A 15,633-nucleotide genomic window follows, 5' to 3' on the forward strand; every position below is an offset into this window, starting at 1 on the left:
GTCAATGTGATACCATTGCCTAAAAATTCAACTAAGTGGTGCTTTAATGTTTTATCCGTATGTGATGCAAAGACTGAATCTCAAGCTTTCCGTACCGCCCGGAATGGGCTGGCGCAGAGGCGCTGGTGAACGTCATTATAACGTTTACTCACCCGAAACGCTTAAGGAGTTATTAGCGCCCGAATTTTCGCAGCGTGTGCGCTTCATGCGAATCGATGCGGGCGAGAATTTGCCTTTGGCACACCTTTTTGAGGGCCAGGATAAAAGACCCGTTTACACGTGGAATGGCAATGAGCTCGTGTTTCATTACTTTGATGAAGAAGTAGTCAGAACATGTGTACTTCCGGTTGAAAAAGAGAAGTACCGGGAAATTGATAACCTTTTTAACCCGCTCCCGCTTAACGCGCCCGAAGCCGTCTCAGAAAGTGCAAGGAGCGAGCTGAATGCGCTCACGGCCCTGCGGTTTCACACCGAACCTTCACACTCTGCATGGTTGATGCATGTCGATGCCGATAACGCCTCAACGTTATTCGAAACGTCAAACCTGCGAGATAATAATCCCGTTTATACGTGGAATGGCAGTGAGCTTGTTTGTTATCACATTGAAGATGGGGCAGCAAGGCGCTGTTTACTGCCAGTCGAAAAGGTTAACCTCAAGAGTCTTGACAGTCTTTTTAACCGGCTGCCACTCAATGAACTGCAGCCCATCTCAGAGGATGGTCGAAGTCTTTTGCATGCTTTCACGGCTTTATGGAGCAGTTCAGAGCTTTGGCCGCTTATGCGCTTGATGCGAGTCGACGCGGGCAGGGATGTGTCGGTGTCTGAATCTTTTCAGGGGATGGATAAGAGCCCCGTTTACACGTGGAATGGCAAAGAGCTCGTTTTTCACCACTTTGATGATGAGGCAGTCAGGACATATGTACTTCCAGTTGAAAAAGAGAAATACGGGGAAATCGATACTTATTTTAACCGACTCCCGCTAAACGCCCTCGAAGCCGTCTCAGAAAGTGCGAAGAATCATCTGAATGCGCTCACGGCTCTGCGGTTTCGTACAGAACTTTCACGCCCTGCATGGTTGATGCGTGTTGATGCCGATAACGGCTCTCTGCTTCTGGAAGCGTTAAACCTGCAGGATACTAATCCTGTTTATACGTGGAATGGCAGTGAACTTGTTTGTTATCTCCCGGAAGATGGGGCAGTCAGGAGCTATTTACTGCCAGTCGAAAAAGATAACCGTAAAAACCTTGACCGCCTTTTTAACCGGCTGCCACTCAATGAACTGCAACCCGTCTCAGAGGATGGTCGCAGGCAGTTACAGGCTTTCTCGGCGTTATGGAACCGTTCTGAGCTTTGGCCGCATGCGCGCTTGATGCGAATCGATGTGGGCGAGGATGTGTCGCTCTCGGAATTTTTTCAGGATGAAAGTTCGATTTACACGTGGAATGGCAGTGTGCTTCGTTTACATACGCTCGATGATGGAGCAGTCAGGACGCATTTACTGCCAGTCAATAAAGATAACCTCAATAGTCTTGACAGTCTTTTTAACCCGCTCCCACTTAACGAACCGCAGACCGTCTCAGACGAGACCTTAAACCAATTGAAACTTCTTTCATCAAGACAGTTTCGTTTTGTCGTTGATAAGTGCGGGGATGTGTGGTTTGCGCCTGAGGGTGCCCCGGATGCAACCATTCCCGGACATGGTCATATGCTGGAAGGGGAAAATTGTCTGACTGCCGGCAATGTGTTCGTATCCGATGATGGGCGGGAATTGCTTGGTGTCAGTAACAAAAGCGGGGATTACAAACCGTCTGTGAGCAGTCTTTTCTGGTTGTTTCGAAATCTCTTTTTGCACCCGACAACGTTTCCGTTCATGATTCCTTCAAGGCTTTTTATACTTGAATCCAGCGGGCTCATTCATGAAAACGTTGTAATGAGTGTGCTTCGGGTGGCAGTGTCGTGGAAATGTGCAGAGCTGTCCACTTCCTATGAAACCGGCATCCAGGGGCCAGTGGTTAAAACGGTGATTGTTCGTGGAGGCGACAACAAACGCAGTCAACATCCGATGGAAAGTTCAAATAGCGACCTTAATGCAAAAAGATTTCGCACCGTTAATTTTTTCGATTGTAGAGATGCTTCTCCTGAAGTAATGGAACTCCCTCAGCGTGAATCCGCGGCGCCGGCAATGCCGCGTTCTCGCCGCTTCCTGTTTGCAGACATGAAGGAAGAGAGTCCCGCGGCATCGTCATCTCAAGTCTTTCCAACGGCTTTGAGTGTGGAAGACGATTCCCCGGAAATAGCGGGGCTGCCTTCCCATGAATCTGCAACGCCGCCAATGCCGCGTTCACGCCGCTCCCTGTTTGCAGACATGAAGGGAGAAAGTCCGGCGGCATCGTCATCTCAAGACTTTTCACTCTAGCATGGATTCCAGTATGATGGGCATCGACTAACGTATGTGCGAACGGGGACATGCATGAATGATGATCACAAAGAGCTCTTAAGCCTTGGCTTGACCGTGGGCATTGTCGCTTTTGCGCTTTTTATTATCCATCGGTTTATCCCGTCCATGGTCTGGGCATCGGTGATTGGAATTGCAACGTATCCGCTCTATACGCGCTGGCGGTGCTGGTTCGGTCGCTGGCAGACGCTGGCGGCCTTCCTTTTTACGGCGCTTATTACCCTGCTCCTGGTGCTGCCACTGACCTGGGCGGTCGGGCTATTAGTGAAAGAATCACAGATTTTTGTGAATTATCTCCAGGTTATCAATCGCGATGGGGGGAGGGCGCCCGATTTTTTCCTGCATATTCCGGGGGTGAGTAACGAACTCATCGAATACTGGAATACCAACATTGGTCAGCCTGGAAAGGTGCGTGATTTGCTGTCTAACCTGCACGTTTCCCTTGCTCCGGCAAGTTATTACATCAAGCAGATTGGTCTTAACCTTGCGCATCGCGGGTTTCAACTTGGATTTACACTGTTAAGCCTGTTCTTTTTCTTCCGTGATGGCGATGCCTTGTTTGCGCAGGTCAACCGCATTGGCGAATACTGCCTTGGTCGACGCTGGTTTCGCTACGCGAACCGCCTGCCTTCCGCACTGCGAGGTACCGTAAACGGGACGATAGCGGTAGGAATGGGGGTTGGGGTGTTAATGTGGCTTTGCTACGTGCTGGTAGAGTTTCCAGCCCCCACGCTTGTCGCCTGCATAACTGCACTTGCCGCGATGATTCCTTTTGTAGTACCAGTCGTGTTTGCCATTGTCGCTTTTCTGCTCCTTGCATCAGGCAGCCTGTGGTCAGGCATTGTGGTCATTATCTGGGGAACAGTAGTGATGTTTATTGCCGATCACTTTGTGAAGCCGGTATTGATTGGAGGCGCCATTCAACTGCCGTTTCTCGCGGTGCTTTTTGGAATTCTCGGAGGGGTTGAAACACTCGGACTTCTCGGCCTTTTCGCAGGCCCCATCGTGATGGTGCTGTTTGTCACGCTCTGGCAGGAATTACAGGGCGAACCTTCCTCACACGCTTGAAAAGTAAAAAACCACCCCCATACTCCATGTCAGGCAATAATGGGGGGGACACTCGTATGCAGTATGACTGGCCCACAAGGGAAGAAGATTTGTGCGTGGCGCAGGAGATAATGGAAGAGTACGCCTTTATGAAAAATGGCGGACCCATAGGTCTTTTTGAGGCCGTTATTGAGCCGATGGCGCGCAGTGTCAACATACGCCTTGCCGGATGGGTTTCGTTGCTTGCCGAATATTTTGAGTCCCAATATGGCGTGGAAGAGGGCGAACGCATCACCCGCCAGGTGATTACCCGCTGCCTTGTGAGCGAGAGTACCGTTCACTAAGATCGCTGATACTGTGCACCTGACATTTTAATTCTTTTCACGTGTATTTTTGTAACGTGACCAGCCTGAATCGTTCCATGCGTTGGCTCCGTGCCATATCCCGAATGGGTCCCCTGCGCGGGGAAGACAGTGTGGGAGAGATTTTGGCCTCTGTACTCAAGCCGAATCCTGTCATTCCCGCGCAGGCGGGAACCCATCCATATGCCGGCACGGGGCTAGCTCCAGCATGAGCTCTGGAAAGATAACGATTTTTTGTCCCGCACACAGGTCCGGTACACAGCCTCTAATCATGCTTTTAAAATCGCATCAGGTACTTGTCATATTCTTTTTGAAACAGTGGGCTGTTCATGAATTCACGCAGCGCGTCATTAACGCGCTTTTGCAGATTTGGCGCATCCGGGCGCACGGCAATGGCAAAACCGCCACCGATTGGCCGCGCTTTCCAGAGTGGCTGCACGATGCCTGATGATATGCTTTTCCAGTAAAGGGCCGAATGGTTGTCTAAAACAGCCAAATCAATTTTATTTTGAGTGAGTGCGTTAATCACTTCATCGCCTCGAGAGAAAACAACGACTTGTTTTTCACTGATGCCCTGAGCTTTAAGTGCGTTGATGTATGCGCTGCCCATCTGCAGGCCAATGCGCTGATTAGCGGGTTTGGTTGGGCTTTCTGGAAGGGTTTTTTTAGAGGACAGGGCGAGGAATCGGTATTCTGAAGGCATATAGGGAATAGAAAAAAGTACTTTTTTTGCACGTTCCGGGGTAATGATTATGGCACTGACGGCCATGTCCACCTGTCCCTGTTCTACGGCCGGGAGCATCTCGTTGAAGGGCATCATGACAAAACGACACGTACGCTGCATTTGACGGCACAGATGGTTCATCATGACCACGTCAAAGCCAAACAACCGCTCGCCTGCGCCCTGCATGACAAAAGGAGGGGTGTTAAACGTGGTGGCAATCCGTAAAACCGCCTGCTCATCGGCCGCCTGTGTCTGGAAAGCCACCATGAACAGGGCGCAAATGCATCCTTTCAACCAATGCATCATGAATTTCTCCGCTACTTTCCAATACACGCAGTATAGGTTATTTTGGCAACTCCCTGTGTTTTAACGAGTAGTGTATGCAAGAACCGGATGCGAAGGATGCGCTTTATCAAAAAATTTCCCGGGCAGAACGCCTTCTTGAAGCACACAGGGCGCATCCGCTGTGGGATTCGGCGGTCAAACTCCTCGCAGTCAGCGATTACGCAGAACGGCAGCTTGACGTTTTACGTCAGCTGCTTCAGGAAGACCGCGGCGATTGCGCTTATAAACCGCCGGCTTACAGGCAGGATTTACAATCCCTGTCGCTAAGCACGCCCATGTCAGCCTTTGCGCACCATTTGCGCATTTTTCGAAACCGCCATTTGTTGCGTATTGCGCTTCGGGAAATGGCGGGGCTCGCTGATACAACGGCGAGCATGCGTGACTGGTCGGATTGTGCAGATGCCTTAATTCTTCATGCGCTGGACTACTGCCTGCTGCAGGCCCAAAACCGCCATGGCGTGTTGCGTGATGCAACCGGTGCCACTGTTCAACTGCTGCCGCTTGCCATGGGAAAATTGGGCGGACAGGAGCTTAACTATTCTTCCGATGTGGATTTAATCTTTTTTTGCAGTGCAGAAGGCGTTACGGAGACAGCGTGTCAGCATGTGCCGTATTTTACAGAAGCCTTGCAACAGTTTACACAGCTGCTGCAGCAGCAAGGCCCTGGTGGATTTGTGTTTCGTGTGGATTTGCGCCTGCGCCCCTATGGAGAAAGCGGGCCACTGGTGACAACCCTTGCCGGGATGGAAGCGTATTACCAGGAGCAGGGGCGTGACTGGGAGCGTTATGCCATGGTCAAGGCGCGCGCGTTGGGTAATGACCCCAAACCCGAGTGGCTTGAACGCATCGTCACCCCCTTTGTCTATCGCAGGTATGTCGATTTTGGCGTGATTGAATCTCTGCGTGCCATGAAGATGATGATAGCGCATGAGGTGCACCGCAATCCAATGCTCGATGACATTAAACGCGGGCGAGGGGGTATTCGTGAATTCGAATTTATCATACAAAGTTTCCAGCTGATTCGCGGCGGGCGAAATGCAGCCCTTCAACAAACCGGAGCGCTTGCAGCACTTGAGGCCATTCGAACCGCGAAGCTCCTGCCGCACACCGCACGCTTGAAAGCCGCCTATCTTTTTTTGCGTCGCCTTGAAAACCAGCTGCAATTCCAGCAAGACCGCCAGACACACGCACTTCCCAAAGATGCCCTTATGTGTATGAGGCTCGCCTTTGCGCTTAATATTCCTGACGGGTCTGCGCTCCTTGATCACCTTGCTCATGCACAGCATGTGATTAACCATGTGTTTGAAGCGCAGCTTCTGCGCGTTGAAGGCTATGAGGATAAAGGACGCCTTATTGCTTCACAGATGCTCACTGTCTGGCAGGGACAGATAGAAACCGAGATGGCGGTGAACCTGCTTGACAGTCTTGGCTTTTCGAACGCGAAACGCTGTTGCCAGCTTTTGCATGCCTTTCGCCACGGATCGCGCTGCAAGCGCCTGAGCCAGGCGGCACGTCTGCGTCTTGACCGGTTTATGGTGCTTTTACTGCTAAAGCTTACTGGTGTTCCCGCTACTGATACGCTCCTCGTGCTGGTCATTCGCATGCTGGAACAGACGGTAGGGCGCAGTGCGTACCTTGCCTTACTGACAGAAAATCCGCGCGCTCTGGAAGAGCTCCTGCACTGGTTTCAACAAAGTCCCTTTCTGTCCGAGCTTGTCATCAGCCATCCGTTTCTTCTTGAAGTGCTGCTTGAACTGCCTCCGCCATCACGGCCACCCACACGCCGAGCCCTTAAGGATATATTGAAGCAGCTGCTTGCTGAAAGCCGTGACTCTGAACAACTTGAGAATGCGCTGCGTGAATTTCGGTTAAAGCAAACGGTGCTGTGCGCACGGGCCGAACTGTCTGGCGTCTGGCGTGCAGAGAGTGCGGCACGATTTTTATCAGATGTTGCTGAAGTGCTGGTGGGGGAAGTGGTCATAACCGCCTGCGATGCACTCATGCCCCGATATCCCGAAATCAGGAGTCTTTCCAAACGCTTTGCTGTCATTGCGTATGGAAAACTGGGTGCGCGCGAAATGCACTACGGGTCAGATCTTGATCTCGTTTTTTTGCATACGGTAGAGGGAGAGGCGGTCAGTGTCCTGACCCGCCTTGCTCAAAAAATTCTTAATATGCTGACAACCCGGCTGCAGAATGGCCAGCTTTACATGGTAGATACCCGATTAAGACCCTCCGGTGCTTCGGGCCTCCTGTTGAGTACCATGGATGCCTTTCACATTTACCAGTGCGAAAGCGCCTGGGCCTGGGAGCACCAGGCGCTCCTTCGGGCGCGCATGGTGGTGGGCACCTCAAAACTTCGAGGGCGCTGGTATGAAATTAAGACACAAGTGCTGCGGCTGGCGCGCAACGGCGACATGCTGAAGGAGGCCATTCTTTCGATGCGCACCCGCATGCATTCAACCAGTGAAGCTCGGGATGCATTATTGGACATTGAGTTTCTGGTGCAGTTTCTGGTACTTCTGAACGCACGGGGAGACTGGGCACGGGTGACGCGTACCGCGTTACTCTTAACACGCCTTGGTCATGACGGTCTTCTGCCACAGGAAACAGCGCGGTTTTTGCGTGAGGCGCTCTCGCAACTGCATACGTGCCTGCATGCAGAAGTGCTTAAGGGAAAACCCGAGTCAGAGGCGCTGATGACCCCTCTTATGACTCGGGTAAAAGCCGCCTGTGAAGCGGTTTATGCGATCGTTTCACCGAAAAGGTCATAGTCATCGCTGTCGGTGATGCGCACATTGACAAAATCACCAACGCTGATGCCTTCCTGTGTGGCGATATAAACCAGTCCGTCAATTTCCGGTGCATCCCCTTTGCTGCGGGCAACAATCTGCCCGTCATCAATGGCATCGACCAGCACCTTCTGTTGTGTGCCGACTTTCTGGCGCAGGCGTTCATGGCTGATGCGTGCCTGTGTTTGCATGAAACGATGAAAACGCTCTTCGCGCACAGCTTCACTGACCGGATTTGGCAGGTCATTGGCTTTCGCGCCCTCGACCGGCGAGTAGGGGAAGCACCCCACACGGTCGAGCTGTGCGACTTCGAGAAAGTCGAGCAGTGCTTCAAAATCGGCATCAGTTTCACCCGGAAACCCAACGATAAACGTTGAGCGCAGGGTAATATCGGGGCAGATGCTGCGCCATTTATGGATGCGCTCCAGCGTATTTTCGGCAGCGGCCGGGCGTTTCATGGCCTTTAATACCGCGGGGCTTGCATGCTGAAGCGGAATATCAAGATAGGGCAGTAGAAGGCCGTCACGCATGAGGGGAATGATGTCATCAACATGCGGATACGGATAGACATAATGCAGGCGCACCCACATGCCAAGCTCACCCAGCTCTTCGCACAGATTGAAAAACCGGGTTGGCACCTCGCGATTTTGCCATGAGACTGGCTGGTAGCGTGTATCCACACCATAGGCACTGGTGTCTTGAGAAATCACCAGCAATTCCTTCACCCCGGCATCGCGCAGGCGTTTTGCCTCAGTCAGCACCTGCTGCATGGGATAACTTTGAAGTTTGCCGCGCATCGTCGGGATAATGCAGAACGTACATTTCTGGTTGCAGCCTTCTGAAATTTTGAGGTAGGCGTAATGACGCGGTGTCAGCTTGATGCCCTGGGGCGGAATCAGGCTTGTAAAGGGGTTTTCTGGCGGCGGCAGATGCGTATGAACTGCACGAACCACTTCTTCATAGGCATGTGCGCCACTGATGTGCAGCACGTCCGGGCAGACTTCGCGAATTTTATCCGCTTTCGCACCGAGGCAGCCGGTAACGATGACGCGCCCGTTTTCTGCCATGGCTTCCTTGATGGTTTCAAGCGATTCCTGAATGGCCGACTCGATAAATCCGCAGGTGTTAATGACCACCACCCCGGCTTCTTCATAGCTCGATACGACTTCATATCCCTGTGCACGCAGCTGTGTAAGAATGCGCTCGGAATCAACCAGCGCTTTAGGACAACCCAGACTCACGAATCCGACTTTGTGGTTCATAATGGCATTTATGCAAAAAAATGTGCAGATTATACGTTTTAAGCAGAGGTTTGTCCATTGCCTGAGGAAAGGCGGCAGGGGACGATCACTAAAACCTGTTTATAAAGCATCCGTTTTAGTTGCTGTGCACCGGACATTTACATTGCTTTCAATAGATGTTCACTGTATCGGTAACGCAGACGGGCACGTGACAGTACGCGCTCTCGCGTGCCATTCACGTTTTCCGCGCCGGAGGATTCACGTGTATTTTTGTACCGTTACCAGGCTGAATCGTACCATGCGTTGGCTCCGTGCCACACCCCGAATGGATCCCCGCCTGCGCGGATAAGACAGTGTGGGAGAGATTTTGGCCTCCGTACACACCCCGAATCCTGTCAATCCCGCGCAGGCGGGAACCCATCCATGTGCCGGCACGGGGCTAACTCCAGCATGAGCTCTGGGAAGACAACGATTTTTTGGTACACAGGATCAATACAGGGAAAAGGTCTTAGGTATTTAATTTTGGTGGCCTTTCCCTGCTAAAGACGGTTGCTTTTATGAGCTCGGTTCGCTATAAAAAGCATCTTCTAGAAAGGGAATACGCAATGTCTGCAAATGTTTCTAAATCCGTCTTCGTTACCGGGTGCTCAAGCGGCATCGGGCTTGCCTGTGTGCGAATGCTCCAATCACGCGGGTATCAGGTGATTGCTTCCTGCCGTAAAATCGAGGATGTGGAGCGCCTGCGCGCTGAGGGCCTGATGACAGTCTGCATGGACATGCAGGATTCTGAATCCATCGGTAAAGGATTTGCTGAAGTTCTGAGCCTTACGGGTAACCGTCTTGACGGGCTCATTAACAATGCCGGATATGGGCAGGCCGGGGCGCTTGAAGATATTTCGCGAGACGTCATGCGTGAGCAGTTTGAGACTAATGTTTTCGGACTGATGGAATTGACCCGGCTCGCGATTCCTGTCATGCGTGCCGCAGGGCACGGTCGGATTATCAATATCAGCTCACTGCTCGGTTTTGTCAGCATGCCCTTTCGCGGGGCATATAATGCCTCCAAATACGCGGTAGAGGGCTTGAGCGACACACTGAGACTTGAACTTAAACCTGCCGGCATTCAGGTGATTACCATCGAACCAGGTCCTGTCGAAAGCCATTTTCGTGACAGTGCCGTTGATGTGTCACTCAAAAGAATTGATACTGAAAAGAGTGTTTTCAGTAAACAGTACGCCTTTATGCTTAAGCACTACCGCGCGCAAAAGTCAGAGTCAACGTTTACCCTTGGGCCAGAGGCAGTGGCGGAAAAAATTGTGCGCGCGCTTGAGGCCCGCCATCCAAAGCCGAAGTACCGTGTCACCTTTCCCACGCATTTGTTTGCGTTCTTAAAGCGGGTGCTTTCGACCCGCATGCTGGATGCGCTGCTGTCAGCAATCTCCCGAAAGGAAATTGAACAGCGTTGAATGGCGTATTTTCTATACGCCATTCAACGACTGTAAAAAAGTCTCGACCCCGGTTTCACCAACCAGTCGAAGCTGTGGCTGCTCTTGCCCGTTCGCTGCTAAAAAGATAAATGCAGGTGGAGCTACTACGCCAAAACGCTTCATTAACGCCCGACTGTCAGCAGTGTTGGCGGTCACATCCACTCGCAGAAAAAGTGTGCGAGTGAGGGCGGCTTCTACTGCCGGGTCTTTCAGGGTGGTCAGTTCCATGGCCTTGCAGGATGAACACCAGTCAGCGTAAAAATCGAGCACAACCGGGCGTGAACCGGCACGCGCCAGCGCACTGTCAAGAGCGGCGGGGCTCGTGACAGTCTCGCGCGCAGGAGCCGCGGCGGCATAACTGATACCGGAATTGCTGTCGGCAAGCGGCTGCAGCGGATTCGTGTTGCCAAGGCTTGCGCCCACGAGAATCAGGAGGCCATACCCGAGCAGCAGAATCCCGCATCCCTGGCGAATCTGCGAAAGATGGGTATGTGCCGGCAGCAGGGCGCCAAAACCAATCCCTGAAAAGACGAGAAGGGTGGCCCAAAGCAGCATCCCAACGGTAGGCGGCAGAATGCGTGTTAAGAGGTGTACGGCAACTGCAAGCAGCAGCAGCCCGAAAAACGATTTGACGGTCTGCATCCATGCGCCGGCTTTGGGAAGCCATTTGCCAGCGGAGGCACCAATTAACAGCAGCGGAATCCCCATGCCGAGCCCAAGGCAAAAAAGTGCGACAGTGCCAAGCAGCACGTTACCGGTATTGGCAATGTAACCGAGTACGCCAATGAGGGGAGCGGTAACACAGGGAGAGAGGATAAGGGTCGACAGGCACCCCATGACGGCTGCACCAAGGTAATGACCACTTTCCTGGCGGCGCGTGACCGAAGCGAGGCGTGCCTGCCAGCTGACCGGCAGGCGCAGCTCATACCAGCCAAACATGGAAGCAGCGAGTGCCACAAAAATCAAGCTGAAAACGAGCAGAATAACTGGAGACTGCATCGCAATCTGGAGATTTTTTCCAAGTACGGCAACGAGCGCGCCTACAAAGGCGTAGGTTAACGACATGCTGAGTACGTAACAGAGCGACAGAAAAAACGCTTTACGATGGGTGAGGTCCTTGCCGTGACCGACGATAATACCTGACAACACCGGCACCATTGGCAGGACGCAGGGCGTAAAACTTAAAAGCAGTCCAAAACCGAGAAAACTCATTATTATCATCATCCAGTTGCTGTCTGTCAGCAACGCCGTATAGCTGTCTGCAGCGGCGCTGACTGGTGCCGCCGAAGGCGGGGCAGACTCAACGGCTTCTGGTTCAAGGGTCACGCCCGTCAGTTCGCGCGCCGCATTAAAAGTAAGGCGTACTTCCCGCGACTGTGGAGGGTAGCAGTAACCGGTATCAGAGCATCCCTGAAACCCCACCCGCAGCAGGGCTTCACCGGGTGCTTTAGCCAGCACCGGAATGGGGAGCTTTAGGGTATTTCGGTAAATGGCAAGCACGTTTCCGCGTGCATCGGTTTTGGATTCGGGCGCTGGAAACTGCAGTGTGCCTGGCTGAAAATTAGCACCCTTGCCGGTCTTGATGTGCATTTTATCAGCATAAAGAAAGTAGCCATCACGGACAGTCCACGTGAGCGTCAGGCTGTCAGGCCCTGATTGTGTGGCACTTAAAACAAATACCTGTGTCGCATCGGGGGGAGATGCATGAGCGGTGAGCGCGCTGAAAAAAAACAGCAAAAAACTGATAATTGTGCGCATGCCTGTGAGCCTTAAGGTGGACTGAGTCCTGATTTTAGCCTCATCAGAGTACAAATGTGAAATATTTTTCAAATTCCCCCTTGAATCGCGCGCAAACTCCCCCATATGCGAGTGCATCGGCGATGCCTGAAACGGTTTGGGTGTCGGGTATGTTAACTACAAACAGGAGAGAACGAGCATGAATATTCGTCCATTACATGACCGTGTTGTCGTACAGCGTCTTGAGGAAGAGCGCAAAACAGCCGGCGGTATCGTGATTCCTGACAACGCAACGGAAAAACCCGTTCGCGGCAAGATTCTCGCCGTTGGCCCCGGTAAGGCGCTTGATAACGGTGATGTGCGTGCGCTCGCCGTCAAAGTGGGTGATGAGGTTCTGTTTGGCAAGTATTCCGGTACGGAAATCAAGCTGGCAGGTCAGGAAGTGGTCGTGATGCGCGAAGACGACATCATGGCAGTAATCGCTTAATTCGCTTGATAAAGAGGAGACAGCAACAATGGCTAAAGAATTACGTTATTCAGACGATGCGCGCGAGAGAATGCTTGCCGGTGTGAGCGCTCTTGCCAATGCAGTAAAAGTAACCATGGGTCCTAAAGGCCGTAACGCGGTTATTGAAAAATCCTTCGGTGCGCCACTCGTAACCAAAGACGGCGTCAGCGTTGCCAAAGAAATCGAGCTGGCAGATAAATTTGCCAACATGGGCGCGCAAATGGTGAAGGAAGTGGCTTCCAAAACTTCCGATGCCGCTGGTGACGGTACCACAACGGCAACCGTACTCGCTGAAGCGATTATGCGTGAAGGCTACAAAGCCATTGCAGCGGGCATGAACCCGATGGACCTGAAGCGCGGTATCGACAAAGCGGTGTCCACCGTTATCGAAGCGCTGAAAGGCATGTCCAAGCCCTGCAAGGACAGCAAGTCCATTGCACAGGTAGGAACGATTTCCGCAAACTCCGACGTGGCTGTTGGCAGCATCATTGCTGAAGCCATGGAGAAGGGTGGCAAAGAAGGCGTTATTACCGTTGAAGAAGGTAAAGAGCTTGAGAACAGACTGCGCGTTGTTGAGGGCATGCAGTTTGACCGCGGCTATATTTCTCCATACTTCATCAACAATCAGCAAAACATGTCTGCAGAACTTGATAACCCCTTCATTCTGCTGGTTGACAAAAAAATCGCGAACATCCGCGACATGCTGCCGGTTCTTGAAGGTGTTGCAAAATCCGGCCGTCCGCTGCTTATCATCGCTGAAGATGTTGAAGGTGAAGCGCTGGCAACGCTGGTGGTTAACACCATGCGCGGTATCGTTAAGGTCTGTGCAGTGAAAGCCCCTGGATTTGGCGACAGACGCAAGGCCATGCTGCAGGATATCGCGGTTCTGACACACGGTCAGGTGATTTCCGAAGAAATCGGCATGACCCTTGAAGGCACCACCATGGAGCACCTTGGAAGCGCCAAGCGTGTTGTGGTTACCAAAGAAACCACCACCATCATTGACGGTGTCGGCAAGCCCGCAGAAATCAACGACCGAATCGCTCAGATTCGTGCGCAGATGGAAGAAACCACGTCTGACTATGACCGTGAAAAACTGCAGGAGCGTGTTGCGAAGCTCGCAGGCGGTGTCGCGGTTATCGAAGTCGGTGCGGCTACTGAAATCGAAATGAAAGAGAAAAAGGCACGTGTCGAAGACGCACTGCACGCAACCCGTGCGGCTGTTGAGGAAGGCATTGTAGCCGGTGGCGGTGTCGCTCTCATTCGTGCTCAGAAAGCACTGGATGGTCTGAAGGGTGATAACCACGATCAGGACATGGGTATTGGTATCCTGCGTCGCGCCATCGAGTCTCCGCTGCGTCAAATCAGCGCCAACGCGGGCTATGAGTCATCTGTCATCGTTAACCGTGTAGTTGAGAACAAAGGCAACTATGGCTTTAACGCGGCGACTGGTGAGTACGGTGACATGGTGGAAATGGGTATTCTGGACCCCACCAAGGTAACCCGCACCGCACTGCAAAATGCGGCTTCTGTTGCAAGCCTCATGCTCACCACCGAGTGCATGATTGCCGAGCTGCCGAAGAAAGACGACAATGCTGCTGCTGACATGGGTGGCATGGGCGGTATGGGCGGCATGGGTGGCATGGGAATGATGTAATTTCTCATCCTCCTTCTTAAAAACCCGCCGCAAGGCGGGTTTTTTTTGTCTCATTTTTGATAACTGATGCTATTATTATAAGGTTTATACACTGCAGGGAGCAGACATGAAAAAGCTTGTTAAACACCTTTCCGTGTTACTGGCGGATACCTATGCGCTGTATCTAAAAACCCAAAATTACCACTGGCATGTGACGGGCATTAACTTCAAGGCCATTCATGAGCTCTTTGAAACAGAGTACCGGGAACTCGCTGAAGCAGTGGATGAGATTGCTGAGCGCATTCGTATTCTTGGCAGCAGAGCACCTGCTACATTTCGTGAATACGACAGCTTGAAAACGCTGAAAGATGGGGATTCTGGCGCAAGTGCTGAGCAAATGCTCGAAGAACTTGCAGAAGATAACCAGACGCTCGTAAAAGTGCTGAACGAGACGCTGAAAATCGCCGAGGAAGCCGGTGACGAGGGCACAGTTGTGCTGCTTGGTGACAGGATAGCCGCGCATGAAAAAGCGCACTGGATGCTTGCGGCTTCAAAGAAATAAGGTAACCATTCAACACAACACACGAGCATTTTAGCGTGGTGGTGAATGGTTAGAACTGTTATACGAGGAAGGCATTGATGAATCATCAACCTGCCCTGCAGGATATTATTGCGCCCGAAGGCATCTGCTTTGGGTGTGGCGCACAAAACCCGCAGGGTTTGCGCATTAAAAGTTATTGGGACAGTGACAATATTCACGTTGTGATGACGCACAGGCCTGAAGCGTGTTTCAGCGGCTGGCCGGGTCTTGTGTACGGAGGATTGATTGCCTGCCTCGTTGATTGCCATTCAAACTGGACAGCCATGGCCTCGCATTACCGAGCCGAGGGGCGTGCGCCCGGGGCGCTGCCGCCGCTTGACTGTGTTACCGGCTCGCTCGGCATCAAGTATATAAAACCCACGCCCATGGGCGAGATACTACGACTGCGGGCACGTGTAGAAGGCGAATTAGGCCGTAAAACGCGCGTTATCTGTGAAGTGTACGCCGGTGATACGCTGACGGCACTCGGCGATTCTCTTTTCGTGCGCGTGGATGTCGGGCATCTGGCGCAAAACAGTCGTGCGACTTCCGTGTTAGACACTGATATGGCTTAAGGATGTAACAGGATAACCGCTGCATGGCGGTTTACCCTTTTTATCATACCCGGTATATCCAGGGTCTGTTGACAATTGGTGACACGGCTGCAAACCACGTCAATTTGTCCAAATTTAATCTTGAGTTCGTTAAATAGAGCCGGC

General features: G+C 52.2%; 12 protein-coding genes. 9 read left to right on the top strand and 3 right to left on the bottom strand.

What is annotated here, in order from left to right; genetic code table 11:
- Positions 1-46: 46 nt before the first annotated feature.
- The 3 genes from E4T54_RS10740 to E4T54_RS10750 are packed head-to-tail and all read left to right on the top strand — an operon-like array spanning position 47 to position 3,846.
- Complete coding sequence (locus E4T54_RS10740) at positions 47-2,416, top strand: hypothetical protein (RefSeq protein WP_028386301.1); 2,370 nt, start codon at positions 47-49, stop codon at positions 2,414-2,416.
- Positions 2,417-2,470: 54 nt separating this feature from the next.
- Positions 2,471-3,523 carry an AI-2E family transporter gene (locus E4T54_RS10745; RefSeq protein ID WP_028386300.1) on the top strand — a complete coding sequence of 351 codons (1,053 nt, stop codon included), beginning with the start codon at positions 2,471-2,473 and terminating at the stop codon, positions 3,521-3,523.
- Between the two features lie 56 nt (positions 3,524-3,579).
- Positions 3,580-3,846 carry a hypothetical protein gene (locus tag E4T54_RS10750; protein WP_028386299.1) on the top strand — a complete coding sequence of 89 codons (267 nt, stop codon included), beginning with the start codon at positions 3,580-3,582 and terminating at the stop codon, positions 3,844-3,846.
- Positions 3,847-4,141: 295 nt separating this feature from the next.
- On the opposite strand, the gene E4T54_RS10755 is transcribed toward E4T54_RS10750, so the two are convergent.
- Positions 4,142-4,894: a transporter substrate-binding domain-containing protein gene (locus tag E4T54_RS10755; protein ID WP_035902104.1), complete on the bottom strand. Its 753-nt coding sequence runs from the start codon at positions 4,892-4,894 to the stop codon at positions 4,142-4,144.
- Positions 4,895-4,968: 74 nt separating this feature from the next.
- On the opposite strand from E4T54_RS10755, the gene glnE reads away from it, so the two are divergent.
- Positions 4,969-7,707 carry a bifunctional [glutamate--ammonia ligase]-adenylyl-L-tyrosine phosphorylase/[glutamate--ammonia-ligase] adenylyltransferase gene (gene glnE / locus E4T54_RS10760; RefSeq protein ID WP_051550882.1) on the top strand — a complete coding sequence of 913 codons (2,739 nt, stop codon included), beginning with the start codon at positions 4,969-4,971 and terminating at the stop codon, positions 7,705-7,707.
- On the opposite strand, the gene rimO is transcribed toward glnE, so the two are convergent.
- Positions 7,677-8,987, bottom strand: coding sequence for a 30S ribosomal protein S12 methylthiotransferase RimO (rimO, locus tag E4T54_RS10765; protein ID WP_028386297.1), 1,311 nt, complete (start codon positions 8,985-8,987; stop codon positions 7,677-7,679). The genes glnE and rimO overlap by 31 nt on opposite strands.
- Positions 8,988-9,571: 584 nt before the next feature.
- Here rimO and E4T54_RS10770 point away from each other — a divergent pair.
- Positions 9,572-10,432 (top strand): SDR family NAD(P)-dependent oxidoreductase, encoded by an 861-nt coding sequence (locus E4T54_RS10770; RefSeq protein WP_028386296.1) that lies wholly within the window; start codon positions 9,572-9,574, stop codon positions 10,430-10,432.
- A 12-nt stretch (positions 10,433-10,444) separates the two neighbouring features.
- Here E4T54_RS10770 and dsbD read toward each other — a convergent pair whose 3' ends face one another.
- The gene (gene dsbD / locus E4T54_RS10775) at positions 10,445-12,211 is read right to left on the bottom strand and encodes a protein-disulfide reductase DsbD (RefSeq protein ID WP_028386295.1); all 1,767 of its coding nucleotides are present in this window, start codon (positions 12,209-12,211) and stop codon (positions 10,445-10,447) included.
- 178 nt (positions 12,212-12,389) lie between these two features.
- On the opposite strand from dsbD, the gene groES reads away from it, so the two are divergent.
- The 4 genes from groES (at position 12,390) to E4T54_RS10795 (ending at position 15,489) form a co-directional block, all read left to right on the top strand.
- A complete protein-coding gene (gene groES / locus E4T54_RS10780; protein WP_028386294.1) occupies positions 12,390-12,677 on the top strand; it encodes a co-chaperone GroES in 288 nt (95 codons plus the stop codon).
- 28 nt (positions 12,678-12,705) lie between these two features.
- Entirely contained in the window at positions 12,706-14,355 is a 1,650-nt protein-coding gene (groL, locus tag E4T54_RS10785) for a chaperonin GroEL (protein ID WP_028386293.1), read from the top strand.
- A 106-nt stretch (positions 14,356-14,461) separates the two neighbouring features.
- Complete coding sequence (locus tag E4T54_RS10790; protein WP_028386292.1) at positions 14,462-14,896, top strand: Dps family protein; 435 nt, start codon at positions 14,462-14,464, stop codon at positions 14,894-14,896.
- Positions 14,897-14,973: 77 nt separating this feature from the next.
- Entirely contained in the window at positions 14,974-15,489 is a 516-nt protein-coding gene (locus E4T54_RS10795; protein WP_028386291.1) for a PaaI family thioesterase, read from the top strand.
- Positions 15,490-15,633 lie beyond the last annotated feature (144 nt).

Source organism: Legionella geestiana (assembly GCF_004571195.1).
Taxonomy (GTDB): Bacteria; Pseudomonadota; Gammaproteobacteria; order Legionellales; family Legionellaceae; genus Legionella_B; species Legionella_B geestiana.